The sequence below is a fragment of the Sulfitobacter brevis genome (genome assembly GCF_900112755.1).
In the GTDB taxonomy this organism is placed as follows: Bacteria; Pseudomonadota; Alphaproteobacteria; order Rhodobacterales; family Rhodobacteraceae; genus Sulfitobacter; species Sulfitobacter brevis.
This window is the reverse complement of record NZ_FOMW01000003.1, coordinates 304,378-318,772: the sequence shown is the minus strand read 5'-3', so window position 1 is coordinate 318,772 and position 14,395 is coordinate 304,378. Positions and strand designations below refer to the sequence as shown.

The 14,395-nt window shown below is 58.0% G+C and carries 16 protein-coding genes; 12 read left to right on the top strand and 4 right to left on the bottom strand.

Annotated elements, in window-relative coordinates:
* Positions 1-14 precede the first annotated feature (14 nt).
* The 3 genes from glcF to BM174_RS05890 all read left to right on the top strand — a co-directional run bounded on the left by glcF (position 15) and on the right by BM174_RS05890 (position 2,908).
* Positions 15-1,403: a glycolate oxidase subunit GlcF gene (gene glcF, locus BM174_RS05900; RefSeq protein WP_093922913.1), complete on the top strand. Its 1,389-nt coding sequence runs from the start codon at positions 15-17 to the stop codon at positions 1,401-1,403.
* 81 nt (positions 1,404-1,484) lie between these two features.
* Positions 1,485-2,288 (top strand): trypsin-like serine peptidase, encoded by an 804-nt coding sequence (locus BM174_RS05895; RefSeq protein ID WP_425442328.1) that lies wholly within the window; start codon positions 1,485-1,487, stop codon positions 2,286-2,288.
* Between the two features lie 149 nt (positions 2,289-2,437).
* Entirely contained in the window at positions 2,438-2,908 is a 471-nt protein-coding gene (locus BM174_RS05890) for an Hsp20 family protein (RefSeq protein ID WP_093922912.1), read from the top strand.
* A 126-nt stretch (positions 2,909-3,034) separates the two neighbouring features.
* On the opposite strand, the gene BM174_RS05885 is transcribed toward BM174_RS05890, so the two are convergent.
* Complete coding sequence (locus BM174_RS05885; protein ID WP_093922911.1) at positions 3,035-4,510, bottom strand: NAD-dependent succinate-semialdehyde dehydrogenase; 1,476 nt, start codon at positions 4,508-4,510, stop codon at positions 3,035-3,037.
* Positions 4,511-4,603: 93 nt separating this feature from the next.
* On the opposite strand from BM174_RS05885, the gene BM174_RS05880 reads away from it, so the two are divergent.
* Complete coding sequence (locus BM174_RS05880) at positions 4,604-5,392, top strand: alpha/beta hydrolase (RefSeq protein WP_093922910.1); 789 nt, start codon at positions 4,604-4,606, stop codon at positions 5,390-5,392.
* Positions 5,393-5,467: 75 nt separating this feature from the next.
* On the opposite strand, the gene BM174_RS05875 is transcribed toward BM174_RS05880, so the two are convergent.
* Positions 5,468-5,815, bottom strand: a complete 348-nt coding sequence (locus BM174_RS05875) for a cupin domain-containing protein (protein ID WP_093922909.1) — start codon at positions 5,813-5,815, stop codon at positions 5,468-5,470.
* 183 nt (positions 5,816-5,998) lie between these two features.
* On the opposite strand from BM174_RS05875, the gene BM174_RS05870 reads away from it, so the two are divergent.
* From BM174_RS05870 to BM174_RS05850, 5 genes are all read left to right on the top strand, one after another.
* The gene (locus tag BM174_RS05870; RefSeq protein WP_093922908.1) at positions 5,999-7,081 is read left to right on the top strand and encodes a sensor histidine kinase; all 1,083 of its coding nucleotides are present in this window, start codon (positions 5,999-6,001) and stop codon (positions 7,079-7,081) included.
* 108 nt (positions 7,082-7,189) lie between these two features.
* Positions 7,190-7,456 carry a hypothetical protein gene (locus BM174_RS05865; RefSeq protein WP_093922907.1) on the top strand — a complete coding sequence of 89 codons (267 nt, stop codon included), beginning with the start codon at positions 7,190-7,192 and terminating at the stop codon, positions 7,454-7,456.
* A gap of 12 nt (positions 7,457-7,468) precedes the next feature.
* Entirely contained in the window at positions 7,469-8,098 is a 630-nt protein-coding gene (locus BM174_RS05860) for a DUF1523 family protein (RefSeq protein WP_093922906.1), read from the top strand.
* 131 nt (positions 8,099-8,229) lie between these two features.
* A complete protein-coding gene (locus BM174_RS05855) occupies positions 8,230-8,634 on the top strand; it encodes a CopG family transcriptional regulator (RefSeq protein WP_093922905.1) in 405 nt (134 codons plus the stop codon).
* Positions 8,635-8,665: 31 nt separating this feature from the next.
* The gene (locus BM174_RS05850; protein WP_093922904.1) at positions 8,666-9,724 is read left to right on the top strand and encodes an extracellular catalytic domain type 1 short-chain-length polyhydroxyalkanoate depolymerase; all 1,059 of its coding nucleotides are present in this window, start codon (positions 8,666-8,668) and stop codon (positions 9,722-9,724) included.
* 47 nt (positions 9,725-9,771) lie between these two features.
* Here BM174_RS05850 and BM174_RS05845 read toward each other — a convergent pair whose 3' ends face one another.
* Positions 9,772-11,349 carry a DUF5928 domain-containing protein gene (locus tag BM174_RS05845; protein ID WP_093922903.1) on the bottom strand — a complete coding sequence of 526 codons (1,578 nt, stop codon included), beginning with the start codon at positions 11,347-11,349 and terminating at the stop codon, positions 9,772-9,774.
* 146 nt (positions 11,350-11,495) lie between these two features.
* Between BM174_RS05845 and BM174_RS05840 the strand changes: the two genes are divergently transcribed.
* On the top strand, positions 11,496-12,314 hold the full coding sequence (locus tag BM174_RS05840; RefSeq protein WP_093922902.1) for a sulfotransferase family protein: 819 nt from the start codon (positions 11,496-11,498) through the stop codon (positions 12,312-12,314).
* A 14-nt stretch (positions 12,315-12,328) separates the two neighbouring features.
* On the opposite strand, the gene BM174_RS05835 is transcribed toward BM174_RS05840, so the two are convergent.
* Entirely contained in the window at positions 12,329-13,036 is a 708-nt protein-coding gene (locus tag BM174_RS05835) for an SGNH/GDSL hydrolase family protein (protein WP_093922901.1), read from the bottom strand.
* Between the two features lie 181 nt (positions 13,037-13,217).
* Between BM174_RS05835 and smpB the strand changes: the two genes are divergently transcribed.
* Entirely contained in the window at positions 13,218-13,706 is a 489-nt protein-coding gene (gene smpB / locus BM174_RS05830; RefSeq protein ID WP_093922900.1) for an SsrA-binding protein SmpB, read from the top strand.
* Positions 13,699-14,340, top strand: coding sequence for a glutathione S-transferase family protein (locus BM174_RS05825; RefSeq protein ID WP_093922899.1), 642 nt, complete (start codon positions 13,699-13,701; stop codon positions 14,338-14,340). The genes smpB and BM174_RS05825 overlap by 8 nt, the downstream gene beginning before the upstream one ends.
* The last annotated feature ends 55 nt before the right edge of the window (positions 14,341-14,395 follow it).

The following is a 14,395-nucleotide window of genomic DNA, read 5'->3' as shown; positions in this document are numbered from 1 at the left end:
GATTAAGGGTAGCCATGCAGACGACATTCACGCCAGAGCAGCTTGAAGATCCGGAAATTGCGCGCAGTAACGCCATTCTGCGGGCCTGTGTGCATTGCGGGTTTTGCACGGCGACCTGCCCGACATATCAGGTTTTGGGTGACGAGTTGGATAGCCCGCGCGGGCGGATTTATCTGATCAAGGATATGCTGGAGAACAACCGCGATCCCGATGCCAAGACAGTAAAGCATATCGATCGTTGCCTATCGTGCCTTGCCTGCATGACGACTTGCCCCTCGGGCGTGCACTATATGCATCTGGTTGATCACGCGCGGTCCTATATCGAGGAGCGCTATAAGCGGCCTTTCAGTGACCGTGCCTTGCGCTGGGTTTTGGCGCAAATCCTACCCTATCCGATGCGGTTCCGGCTGGCTCTGGCCGGGGCCAAATTGGGGCGGCCCTTTGCGCGGTTGATGCCCGACGCACGGCTGCGCGCGATGCTGGAAATGGCGCCCAAGAAGGTCCCGCCGGTAAGCAGGAATGATGACCCGCAGACCTTTCGTGCCCTTCAGCCACGGCGCAAGCGTGTGGTACTGATGACAGGATGTGCGCAGAAGGCGTTGAACACCGATATCAATGACGCGACGATCAGGGTTCTCACACGGCTGGGCTGTGACGTGGTTATCGCCAAGGGGGCGGGGTGTTGCGGTGCCTTAACCCACCATATGGGCAAGACCGACGAGAGCCATGCCGCAGCGGCGCGCAATATCCGCGCTTGGATGGCTGAGATTGAAAGCGAGGGGTTGGATGCCATTGTCATCAATACCTCCGGATGTGGCACCACGATCAAGGATTACGGCCATATGTTCCGCAATGACCCGCTGGCCGCTGATGCGGCGCAGGTATCGGCATTGGCGCGGGATGTGAGCGAGATTCTGGTGGAGTTGCAAAGCGCTGACGATGCCCCGCCCGTACGGCAAGATGCTGCCACGATTATGGGTGTGGGCCCCGAAGGTGAGCCTCAGAGAGCCCATCACGGCATGATCGTTGCCTACCACGCCGCGTGTTCATTGCAGCATGGCCAGCAGATCAAGACGCACCCCAAAGATCTGCTGAAAAAGGCTGGTTTCACCGTGGTCGAGCCTGCAGATTCGCACCTGTGTTGCGGCTCTGCAGGGACCTATAACCTGATGCAGCCGGAAATATCGGGCCAGCTTAAAGAACGTAAAATCAAGACATTGGAAGCCAAGCGGCCAGATGTGATTGCGGCGGGCAACATCGGCTGCATGATGCAGATCGGCTCGGGCTCAGCCGTGCCTGTCGTTCACACTGTTGAACTGCTCGATTGGGCGTGGGGCGGACCAAAACCGCCCGCGCTTGAGGGACGGAAACCTACTGTTTCCGGTCCGCCACGGCTTCGTTAACCAAGACGCCCTATTTTCGCCGCAACTCACCGATATGCGCAAAGGTGTAGCAATATTCGGGAGTAAATCGTGCGGCGTTTGATGGCTCTTTTCTTGATGGCTGTGGCCATCTCCTCGCCTGTGCTGGCGCAGGATGGCGCGTTGAAGCGGTTGGATTCCGGCGTTGATGCCGCTGCTTGGGAGGCTGTCGGACGGTTGGACATTGGCGGCACCGGATTTTGCACCGGCACGCTAATTGCGCCACGCCTCGTCCTGACGGCGGCGCATTGTCTGTTTGACAGCAGCACCCGCGAACGCATTGACCACGGCGAGGTCACTTTCCTTGCCGGATGGCGCAACGGGCGTGCTGGTGCATATCGGAAAATCCGCCGCGCGGTCGTGCATCCCGACTATGTCTTTGACGGCCAAGTCTCCTCGGAGCGGGTGCGCAATGATCTTGCCCTGCTGGAGCTTGAGCGCCCGATCCAGAACACCACCATTCAACCGTTCGGCACAACGGCACGCCCGCGTGCAGGCGACAGCGTTGGCGTTGTCAGCTATGCCCGTGACCGGTCCGAAGCCCCTTCGCTACAGGAAGTCTGCACGGTTCTGGCGCAACAGGAGGGGGTGTTGGTGACCTCCTGTTCAGTTGATTTCGGCTCCAGCGGCGCGCCGATTTTCTCGATCGAGAACGGTGTGGCGCAGATTGTTTCGGTGGTTTCAGCCAAGGCCGAGGTGAACGGCGACGCTGTTTCGCTGGGTACCGCGCTGGGCGCACCGCTTGCGCTGTTGCAGGCCGAACTGGTCGCGGGTAAGGGCGTTTTTCTAGAAGCCAGCCCGACCAGCAGGCGGATCATTGTCGGCCAGACAACAAACCAGACCGGCGCGAAATTCGTCAGACCCTGACCAAGCGGGGGTCTTGAAACCCGCACGTTACATTCCCACATCAAGCGCGTCGAGGTGCCTCAAGCAGGGCCTCGGCACCTAACCAGAGGGCCTGTCCGATGTCGGAAGGTCCGCTTACGTTAAATCGCTCAAAGATGAGGATGACACCTATGCGTACTTTTGATTTAGCACCGCTTTACCGCTCCAGCGTTGGTTTCGACCAGATCGCCAATATGATGGACCGTGTACTAAGCAACGATGGTGCAACCCCCAGCTATCCGCCCTACAATATCGAAAAGCTGGAAGACGATGCTTACCGCATTTCGATTGCCGTTGCAGGTTTTGCTGATTCCGATCTCAGCGTTGAGGTGCGTGAAAAAGCGTTGATCGTTTCGGCCCGCAAGGCGGATGAGGATGAAGCCAAGAAATACCTGCATCGCGGCATTGCTACCCGTGCGTTCGAGCGCCGTTTCCACCTTGCCGACCACGTGCAGGTTACCGGTGCGGTCCATGCCAACGGCATGTTGCACATTGAACTACAGCGGCAGGTTCCCGAAGCGCTGAAACCGCGCCAGATTGAAATCGGGTCCGACCTGAAAGCGATCCAGAAGGATGTGGTTGACGCGAAATCCGTCAACTAATCCAAGCGGCTGTGGATGTGAAAGGTCCGGTGCATTGCGCCGGACCTTTTTTTGTCGGGTGATCCTCGGATGCAGAAAAGGGCGCCCCTTTCGGATCGCCCTTTTCGTAATTCTTATGCAGGCGGATCAGACGCTCATGCAGATGTACTTCATCTCCAGATAATCTTCGATCCCGTGGTGCGACCCTTCGCGGCCCAGACCGGACTGTTTGACGCCGCCGAACGGTGCCACCTCGGTCGAGATGATGCCGGTGTTCACACCAACAATCCCGTACTCCAACGCTTCGGCCACTTTATAAACACGGCTGAGGTCTTTGGCGTAGAAGTAGGATGCAAGGCCAAAGATCGTGTCATTGGCCATGGCAATCACATCGTCTTCGGTGTCGAACTTAAAGAGAGGGGCGAGTGGGCCGAAGGTCTCTTCGGTGGCGACCTTCATGTCCTGCGTGACACCGGTGACGATGGTTGGCGCAAGGAAGTTGCCCTTCATGTTGTCTTTGGCGTTGCCCAGAATGATCTCGGCGCCTTTGCTGAGCGCGTCGGTGATGTGTTCCTGCACCTTGTCGCCGGCGGCCGGATTGATCAGCGGGCCGAGGTCGACACCGTCTTCGAAACCGTCGCCGACTTTCATCTGCTCGACACGGGCCTTCAGCTTTTTGGCGAAGGCGTCGTAAACGCCGGACTGCACGTAAATCCGGTTGGCGCAAACACAGGTCTGGCCGTTGTTGCGGAATTTGCACAGGATCGCGCCTTCGACAGCGGCATCCAGATCGGCGTCATCAAACACGATGAAAGGCGCGTTGCCACCCAGCTCCATCGAGCATTTCATCACCTGATCGGCGGCTTGCTTGAGCAGGATGCGGCCCACCTCGGTCGAGCCGGTGAAGGTCAACTTGCGCACGGCTGGGTTCTCGCAGAATTCCTTGCCGACGGCGGAAGAGGACGACGATGGCACCACGTTAAACACGCCAGCAGGGATGCCCGCACGTTCGGCCAGCACACCCATAACAATCGCGCTGAGCGGCGTTTCGGCGGCAGGGCGCGCGACAAAGGCACAGCCAGCAGCGAGGGCAGGCGCGGCCTTGCGCGTGATCATCGCGTTGGGGAAGTTCCACGGTGTGATTGAGGCGGCAACGCCAATCGGCTGCTTGATCACGGTAATGCGTTTGTCACGCTGGTGGCCGGGAATGGTTTCGCCGTAAATCCGCTTGGCTTCCTCACCGAAGAATTCGATGAAAGATGCACCGTAAGCGATCTCGCCCTTGGCTTCGTTCAGCGGCTTGCCTTGTTCGGCGGTCAGGATCTTGCCCAAGTCTTCTTGGTTTTCCATCATCAGGTCGAACCACTTGCGCATCACGCCCGCGCGTTCCTTGCCGGTCCATGTCGCCCATTCTTTCTGGGCCTTCTCGGCAGCAGCGATGGCTTTGGCGACCTGGGCGCGGCTGAGGTTGGCGACCTTTGCGATCACATCGCCCCGGGCAGGGTTCAATACGTCAAATGTGCCATCATCACCATCGACCCATTTGCCATCGATATAGGCGCGGGTTTCCAGCAGGCTCGGATCTTTGAGCATGGCTTTGAGGTCGGTTTTCACGTCAGTCATTTTCAGTCTCCGCATTTGTTTGTAGAACCCAAAGCAACATTAGTTATGATTGTCCAGTTCCCCTTCCCAAGTACACAGTTTCAGGAGACCCCCATGACCCTTGACGATGCCTATGCCAATGCTGCCTACATCGACGGCGCGGACGCTTTTCCGCCCCGCTGGCAGGAGCAGGCGGCTGCCTTTCGCGACGGTTTGGGCGCGCGGGCGCAAGTGGGGGTCCGCTATGGCCCAAGCGACCGGCAAAAGTTTGATCTGTTCCAGCCCGAGGGTGTGTCACGCGGCACAGTGGTATTTGTGCATGGCGGATACTGGAAAGCCTTTGACAAAAGCTATTGGTCACATTTGGCAGCGGGACCGTTGGCACGTGGATGGGCTGTGGCTATGCCAAGCTATGATCTGTGCCCCGATGTCCGGATTGCAGACATCAGCAAGCAGGTCGCAGCAGCACTGATGGAAATCGCAAACCGGACCCAAGGGACTTTGGCGCTGGCAGGGCATTCGGCGGGCGGGCATCTTGTCTCGCGCATGGCCGACCCATTGCTTCTGGGGGCCGAGGTGCGCGACCGGATCAACGCGATCATGCCGATCTCGCCCGTCGCTGACCTTGCGCCTCTGATGCAGACAGCAATGAACGAAACCTTGCAGATCGACGAGGCCGAGGCCGAAGCTGAAAGCCCCGTAAACATGAGCCCACCGCACGGCGTGAATGTCACGGTCTGGGTCGGTGCCGATGAGCGGCCCGCGTTCCTTGAGCAAGGCGAAGCCTTCGCGCGGGGGTGGGGTGCGAAATACATCGTGGTGCCTGACATGCACCATTTCAACGTGATCGACCCGCTAATGGACCCTGAAAGCGACATGATCAAAGCGCTGTTGGGTAGTTAAGGGCGTGACCTATGGAGCGACGTGGGGCCGTTAAAGGCTTGGCGTCGCCCTTTTTCGCAGGGTTGTCTCGGCAGGTTAAAGGCGGATCACGTAATCCTTGGTGGTGGTTTCAGTAACCTCCCATGTGCCTTCGAAACCGGGGCGGATGATCATGCTGTCACCTGCTTTGACGGTCACGGCTTCGCCTGCGTTTTCGGTGATGACGGAAATGCCCGAGGTGACCCGAAAATACTCCCACTCGGAATAGCTGATCCGCCACTTGCCCGGTGTCGATTGCCAGACGCCGCAGTAAAGCCCGTCACGCTCTTCGATGTTCCATGTGGTGAATTGTGGATCGCCCGACAGCAGTTTCTCCGGCGCAGGCCGTTCTTGCTCGCCGGGCCCTGATACGCCGACCCGCACCAATTTCGTGTTATGTGTCATACTGAACTCCCTGATTGCACCACGCCTAGCTCAATGGATCATATTTGCAACGGGTTGACCTCGGATTTTGCACGTTTATGGTTTCGCGATGCTGAGACCGCCCGAAACGGGCTCGGTGCGCCTTTTGGGGTGACGCCCTGTTCTGTTTCCGTGTGGCTGCACGGCACCAAAGCGAGTACCTGAATGAAAGCTGCACTGATAGACCAAGAAGAAGTGCGTCTGGCACTTTTGCGCGGCTATAATATCCTCGACACGGCCCCCGAAGAAGACTTCGACGAAATTGTCCGCCTCGCGGCCGAAATCTGCGAAGTGCCTGTCGCATTGATCTCGCTGGTGGACGATAATCGTCAGTGGTTCAAGGCGCGCACCGGTCTGGGGATCGAAGAGACCCCGATCGAGATGAGCATGTGTGCCCATGCGATGGTGGCTGACGACTATCTTGAGATCAACGATACCACAGCTGATCCGCGCACCGTTGATAACCCGCTGGTGACAGGCGACGAGAGCTTTCGCTTTTACGCAGGCGCTTTGCTGCGCGGGGATAACGGCTTGCCTGCGGGCACGCTTTGCGTGCTGGACCGCAAACCGCGTGTTTTGACCGACTTCCAGCAGCGCGCGCTGAAGGTTCTGGCCAATCAGGTCATCCGGCAGATCGAACTGCGGCAGGCCGTGGCCGCCGCCGATGTGATGCGCAAGGAGGTTGACCACCGCGTCAAGAACTCCCTGCAATCGTTGGAGGCACTGATCCGAATTCAGGTGCGTACCGAGGCGTCCGAAGCGGCGCGCACAGCACTTGAGGCTGTGCAGGGCCGACTTTCGATGGTTAGCCGCCTTCACGAAGCGCTTTACCTGAATGACGCGGGGGCCTTTGTGGGTCTAAAGCCGTTTTTGCAAAAGGTCGTGCATTCTGCGGCGGCACTGATGCCCTCGGGCGTGCGGGTCGAGCTTGCGATTGATGATCTGGATCTTGAATCGCGATCCGCCTCCTCCGTGGGGATGATCGTGAACGAAGCGATCAAAAATGCCGCCAAATACGCTTATGAGGGCCGCAGCAAAGGCCTCTTTCGGGTCACCGGCACTCTGTCGGGCGAAACGTACGAACTTGCCTGCTCTGACGATGGCGCGGGCGCGGTCTCGGGTGAGGCCAGCGGTACAGGGCTGGGTATGCGTATCATGGAGGCAGCAGCACAGCAGCTGGGCGGCGAGCTTGAGAAGAACGACGGCCCTGACGGGTTCACACTGTCTTTGACATGGCCCGTGGGCTGAGCGCACTCTCGTTCAAAGAGGCGTCGGTATGTGAGGCGGCCAAACCCCGTCTGGTCTAAACGGCGCAGCCGCCACGCCATGAAATGCACAACACGAAGGAGCCCGCCGATGTTCGCACTCGTCCGTTTGCTGGGCTTTGGCTTTGTGGTGCTGACAGTCATCTACATCAGCCTGTCGCTTTATTCTCGCGCGGTGCGCAAAGAGAAGTTGGAGGAAAAGTGGCTAACGGGCCCGCAGGTCGTGGACCGCGACACCTTTATAAAACGCGGGCTAGCGAAATATGATGGTTCGGTCCGTCGCAAACTGATCTTGGGTGTCTATGTTGTGCCTGTGGTGGTGGTTGGCGTAATCATCTATCTGACGAATTTTTCCTGAAAGGGTCCGCACGTGGCGATTATCAAATGGGTTTTCTGGATCACCATCTGGGTGCTGTTCGGGGCGTTTCTGCACTATACTTTGCCACAGACCGACATTGTGCGGATCACTGACACATTCGAGAAGCGGCAGGATTTCGGTGAGAATTCGATCTTCTGGGCGCAGGCCGATGTGGGCACCGATGGCACCATTGCCAACCGCGATGTGTTTTTCATTCAGACCCGCCGCGCCAAGGGCGACGTGATGGTGTACCGCAACGAAGACACCGGTTGGGGCTGGCCGCCCTACTTTAAATTCGACACGTCGAACCTTCAGGCCGAAGCGGCGGACTTCAAGTCGACTGAAGGGGATGCGCGTTGGTATGCGCTCAAGCACTATGGCTGGCGCAACGAATTCATGACGATCTTCCCGAATGCGATATCGCTGCGTCCGGTGGCGGGGCCGGATGCGCCGGAGGGTATTCCTATCTTGAATATCATCTTTCTGACGGTTCTCGCGGCCCTGTTTTATGCCGTCTGGGTCCGGTGGCGGCGGTTTCGCAGGGCGTGGATTGACCCGAGAATGGAGCGGATCGAAGACGATCTGGCCGAACGGCGCGGGCGCATTGGCGTCTGGTGGGCGATCAAGCGCAAAAAGCCCTAAGTTACGGATATTTAGACAAAGCTTAACCCCGCCTCATTAACTGAAGCGGGGTTTTTCCTATTATGGACCTCGCTCTTGTATTGCGGCAGCGGAATGCCATATAACATCCAAGTGGATGGTAAGGAGCCGTTATGCCCAAGCAAGTCAAAGCGGTTGAGACCGAGAAGATCACCGTGAACCTCGGCTATGTGGACCTTGGTCGAATTGATTTGCTGGTCGGGGAGGGGTTTTACACCAATCGTACCGATTTTATCAGGGCCGCCATTCGCGCCCAACTTGGCACCCACACCGCCGATGTGGGCACGCTGATCGAGCGGCGCACGCTCGATATCGGTCTGCGCGACTTCAATCGCGACGATCTGGAAAAAGTGCGTACAGCAGGGGAACTGCTGCACATCAAAGTTGTTGGTCTGGCGCGCCTTGCGCCCGACATCAGTGTCGATCTGGCCTTGGCCACCATTGGCTCCATCACCGTTCTGGGCGCTTTGCAGGCCTCACCCGAAGTAAAGATCGCGCTCAAAGACCGTATCAGCTGAAGGCCGCAGGGCTTTCAATAAAGGAAACAAGATGAAGAATGATTTCGCGACGGCGATGCGCCGCTCGCTTGCCCTGACGCGCGCCGGTAACCTGACCGCGGCAACGCAACAGATACAGGAGGCGCTTGGCGGTGCTGCCGCCGCACCCGCACCGCACCCCGCTGCAGCCAAACGTAAAGGGCTGGCCGAAACCCTGCGCGATCTGCAAAAGCAGTGTGGGTCGAAGGCGGCGACAGCGCACAACGCGGCTAGAGCTGCGCCTGTGCCAGAAGGCGCCCGTTTCGAGACGCGGCAATTTGACGGGCCACAGGGCGCTCGGATGTATCGGCTCTATGTGCCAAGCTGCGGGCAGAGTGAGTTGCGCGGCATGGTGATGATGCTGCACGGCTGCACTCAATCCGCCGCGGATTTCGCCACCGGCACCGCGATGAACGCGCAGGCCGAGGCGCATAACTTTCTCGTCGCCTACCCCGAGCAGACATCGGCGCATAATCCAAATCTATGCTGGAACTGGTTCGAGCCACAGCATCAGACCGCGACGGGGGGTGAACCTGCGATCCTCGCCGAACTCGCGCAGACTCTGGGGGCTGAATTTGCCCTGCCCGAACAAGCGACTTTTGCTGCTGGCCTTTCCGCAGGTGGCGCGATGGCCGCCCTGTTGGGGAGCCTGCGCAGTGATGTGTTCGCAGCCGTTGGAGTTCACTCCGGCCTCGCGCCGCTGGCTGCGCGCGATATGATGTCGGCATTCGCCGCAATGCAGGGGCGGGGCGCGGGGGGTGGCCGCGCGCTGACCTGTCCGGCGATTATCCTGCACGGGCTGGCCGATAATACCGTCGCCCCCGTGAATGCCAGCAGGCTGGCGGGAACGATTACTCTGGCCGAACGATCTAGCTTTTCTAAAGAAGGGCGCAAAGTCCAACTGACCAAAGGCGAAACCGCTGATGGCAACGCCATTGAGCTTTGGTTGCTGGAAGGCGCGGGCCACACTTGGTCGGGTGGATCGCCTGCGGGCAGCCATACGGATGCCGCCGGTCCCGATGCCTCGGCTGAGATGATCCGGTTTTTCAATGAACAGATTGGGCGCGGTTAACGTTTGTGCCGCAATCAACACGTGCGGGCCGCGACGCCGCACGGCGGTTAGTCGGCGAAAAGGTGATCTGTTGTTGCGATCTCGCGGGACTTATCGTCGGGGATGGCTAGGAACTGGCCGAGGGCGGCAATATTGTCGGCCTCGCTGCTGGTTTCACGCAGGCGATTGTGGTTTTCGAACTGGGCGTCGCGGATAAGGTCACTTTCATGGACCATATCGTTGCGAATCGTCGGCAACAGACGCGTCAGCGTCTCGTTGGAGGTGTGCTCTCCCGCAAGGCCGACGCGCATGGCATGGCCGATCAGATAGTCATCCGAGAATTGGCATTCGATCTCCAGTATGCGGGTGACAGAACGGTCAGAGGCAAAATCGTTGAGCAGGTCGAGATTGCTGGGGTCCATACACACGATCAAGCGGTCGGTCTCGAAATAGTCAAACAACATCCGCATCAGGGCGCGGCGGTGGCGGGTGCGCTTTCCAAGTGACTTCTGGATGCCGCCCAAATCGGGCAAAGGCGCGTCTTCCTCGTTAAAAATATACTCGATTGCAGGCACGTTGGTGACTTGGCGGATCCGCTCAAGCACCCGCTTGGCGACATGCCACTTTTTACACACCACAATCAGCAACTCGCGTTCGCGGCCAAGCGTGCTTTCAGTCTCCCAGAACCGCGTTGCAAAACGCCGCCCGACGCGGCCACGGCCACTGAGGAACTTGAAAAGACTTGGGCCTTCGTTGCTGATTTGAAACTGCGCCCCCTGGGCCGAATAAAGCAACCCCAGCCTGCGTCTGAGATCCTTAGCCTCGGCGCTGATCTTGCGGGCGAAAAGATAGTCCTGACTGAGCAGCAAATCGTAGTGGTCGTTGTAGAATGTCACCGGCATGCCGTAGTCTGTGAACATCAAGAACGTCAACGTCCGCCCGCGAATTTCACTCTCCGGCACAAGGTGGCGCACCAAGGTTTGGAAAAACGTCTCGTCGGGAATCCATGTGGTGCGGAAAAATCGCACGATGTCGCGGCGTTTTTTTATGAAGGCCAGCAGCCACTCGATTGTGCGGCGACGCAGGCACCACCACTGGCTACCGATCATCACTTGCAGGTCGGCAGGGATGTCCCGTGTCAGGCCAAGCCGTTCTTGCGCTTTGAACAGGGCATAGAACAACTTCTTGTGGGTGCGTTCGTTCACAAAATGTCGATAGACCAGCCGCTCTTCTTTCCAGCCGGTCTTGATCCAGTCGCTTTCGAAATAATCAAAGCTCTCGATAAAGTCGGCATCATTGTCGTCAAGAAACTGGTGGATATATTCCGCCGACTTGATGGCCATGCAATCGCCTGAAAGCATGTAGAAATGTGTCGCACGGGGGAAGGCTTCGACGGCGGTCTCTACCGCGTTCAAGGTCGCCTGAACCAGCGACCATTCCCCCCATCCGCAGCGTACGCGTTTGCGCGCAAAGGCCACATTCGGGTTGTCTTTCAGCGCCTTTGCAATCTCGGCGAAGGCGTCGGCGCTGGCGGAGGCATCGAAATGGATCGCCATATAATCACCGGCCGCCGTCAACCGCTCAGCCTGACGAATAATGGCGGCGGGGTCTTTGTGGCAAAGCAGGATATATGCGATTTTTGCCATACGCGAACCGATCTGCCCCTTTACCTTGGATTGTTTACCTAGATAATGATGAAGGTCGATTGAATAAACCGCCTTTATCTGCTTTTTTGCAGGAAGGCTGAACTGTTGCCATAAAACAGTCGGTTCGAGCAGGAGTAGCGCAGAACATGGGTTTCCCCGGAACGTGGATGACGGAAAGCGAAAGCGTGGTGTACCGCGTTGTGCCCAAATGTGCCTGTTCGACCATTGGCCAGATCATGTTTTACTCCGATCACGGTGAGTTTTTCGACGGCGATATCCATGACGCCAAGGCGGGTCTGCACAAATGGGCGCTTGATGCATCGCAGGCGCCGATCACTGAAAACGTGATCAACCACGGCTCCTACGCCTTCACTTGTGTGCGCAATCCTTACACCCGCATTCTGTCATCCTTCTTTGACAAAATCTGCGGCATCCAGCGCAACGGCAAACGTTATCGTGGCAACCTCGTGCCGCTGCTGGTCCAGAAATACGGAATCGACGTCGGCGGGCCGGATGGCAAGGACGAGTTCGACCAGATCGCCTCGTTCCGGCGGTTCCTGCTTTTTGCGCGCGATACCATCCGGTGGCGCAGGCCGATGGATCCTGACATTCACTGGTCTGCGATGTCCGGCCACGTCAGCACCTTCATCGTGAACGGTGGCACCTACGACAAGATCATCTGGACCGAAAGCTTCAACGACGGCATGCAAGATGTGCTGGATGCGATCGAAACTCCGCATCGCGTTGATCTGGCGGAAATCCCGCGCTTCAACGAAAGCGAAGGTCATGGCCCCAAGCGGGCGCATCCGGTGGGTGACTATTTCGATGATCTGTCAATGCACCTGGTTCGCGAGATCTTCAAACGCGATTTCGAGCTGTTTAAATACGACTTTGAAGACCCGTCAAACAAGATGCCCATCGGCGAGATCGACCTCGCCGAGGTGCATGCAAAGTTAGGCGATTAAAACAGCCTTACCGCTCAGTTCAGCCCTGAATAACGGTCCTGCTGCAGGTGCATAATAGCGTCTTGCACGCGCTTTGCCGCAGCGGCGCTGCCCTTGGGTGAGGGGTGGATCATATCAAACGCATGGAACGATCCGTCGCCATAGGGCACCATGTCGGCTAGTGAAACAAAGGTGAAACCCCTGTCCAGCTCGGCCAGCTTGGCGATACGGGCCTCCATCTTGTCGCCAAATGGTCTACACGCTTCGATCGGAGAGCCGCGACCGGGACTGCGCAGATATCCGACATAGATCACATGGGCACCGGCGTTGCGGGCGCGGGCAATCGTGCTGGGAATTGCACCGCGCAGCCCGTCCGGCGAGATCAGCTTTTCCATTTTGCGTTCACAGCGGTAGCAGCCACAGCCCATCCATAGATCATTGCCGCCACCGTTCATCACCACAATATCCCATTGCCCCTGCCGGTATTGTTTGGAAATGTTCATGCCCAGACTGCCAGTGATCGGTAGCGCATAAAGCATCCGTGCACCTGACATGGCGGTGCTTTTCACGCGGGTGTCCAAAAGCTCGGAGAGGACATGCGAGAAGGACTGGTCAGCCGAACCATTTGTGGTCATGAACGAATCCCCCATGACCAGCACCTGCATGTCATTCGGCGCAGCCTGAGCGATACTTGTAAAAGACAATGAAAAAACCAGCCCCATAAAGGCGATAAAAGAGCGCATCACATCCCCCGTGAATCAGTTGCGGCCTTATTAATGACACGAAATTCTGACCAAAATATGGTGAATTTCCCGATAATTTACGAACAATCTATCCCGAAATCCCGACATTGTCCTACCCGTATTGCGGCACAGATGCGCGGGCGGCTTGCACAGGCGGGAAGCGCGCACTACATCCGTTGGCATGTCGCAAGTTAAGTCATCCACCAAATCGGATCCCAACTATAAGGTGATCTCTGAAAACCGCCGCGCGCGGTTTGATTACGCGATCGAGGATGATGTCGAATGCGGCATTATTCTGGAAGGGTCCGAGGTTAAGTCGCTGCGCAACGGCGGTGCCAACATTGCCGAGAGCTATGCCGCCGTTGAAGATGGCGAGCTGTGGTTGGTGAACAGCTATATCGCCCCCTATGCCCAAGCCAAAACGTTCCAGCATGACGAGCGTCGCCGCCGCAAGCTGTTGGTCAGCCGCAAGGAACTGGCCCGTTTCTGGAATGAAACCCAGCGCAAGGGCATGACGCTGGTGCCGCTGGTGATGTACTTCAATCATCGCGGGATGGCCAAGCTCAAGATCGGGATCGCCAAGGGTAAAAAGCTGCACGACAAGCGTGAGACCTCGGCAAAGCGTGATTGGGCGCGGCAAAAGCAGCGCTTGATGAAAGACAATGGCTGACGCGCTGACGTTGATTGGCTTTCGCTACAGCGTTTATACGCGCATCCTGCGCATGGCCTTGATCGAGATGGGCCTGACTGCCCGTTACGTTGAGACCGACCCCTTCGCAGAAATCCCTGATCCGGTGCTTGCCGCGCATAGCCCGTTTGGCCGTGTGCCGGTGTTGCAGCATGATGAATTTACCCTGACTGAAACCGCCACGATCCTGCGATACCTAGATACGCTAGCTCCACACAGTCTCATCCCCGCTAATCCCAAAGTCGCCGCGCGGATGGGGCAAGTGATGGGGATCATTGATGCTTATGGCTACGTGCCGCTGGTCCGGAAGGTGTTCTCGCACGGCGCATATCGCCCCCGCATGGGCCAACCCTTTGATCCTGCGCAGGTTGGTGAAGGGATGCAGGCCGCCATTCCTGTCCTCGCAGCGCTTGAGAGTATTGCCGCAGAGGGTTTCGTGCTCGCCCCCCAAGCCCTAACGCTGGCTGATCTGCACCTCGCGCCGATGATCGCCTATTTTGTGGAAGTGCCCCAAGGGGCGGCAGCGCTTGCGACCTATCCGGCGCTTTCGGCGTGGTGGCGCAAGATCGCGCTGCGGCCTTCGCTGATCGCTACCGATCCCTTCGCCGCGCACTGACGCCCTTGCCAGTATGGGCGCACGGCGATAGGCAAGGGAGAAATCTGTCTGCAAG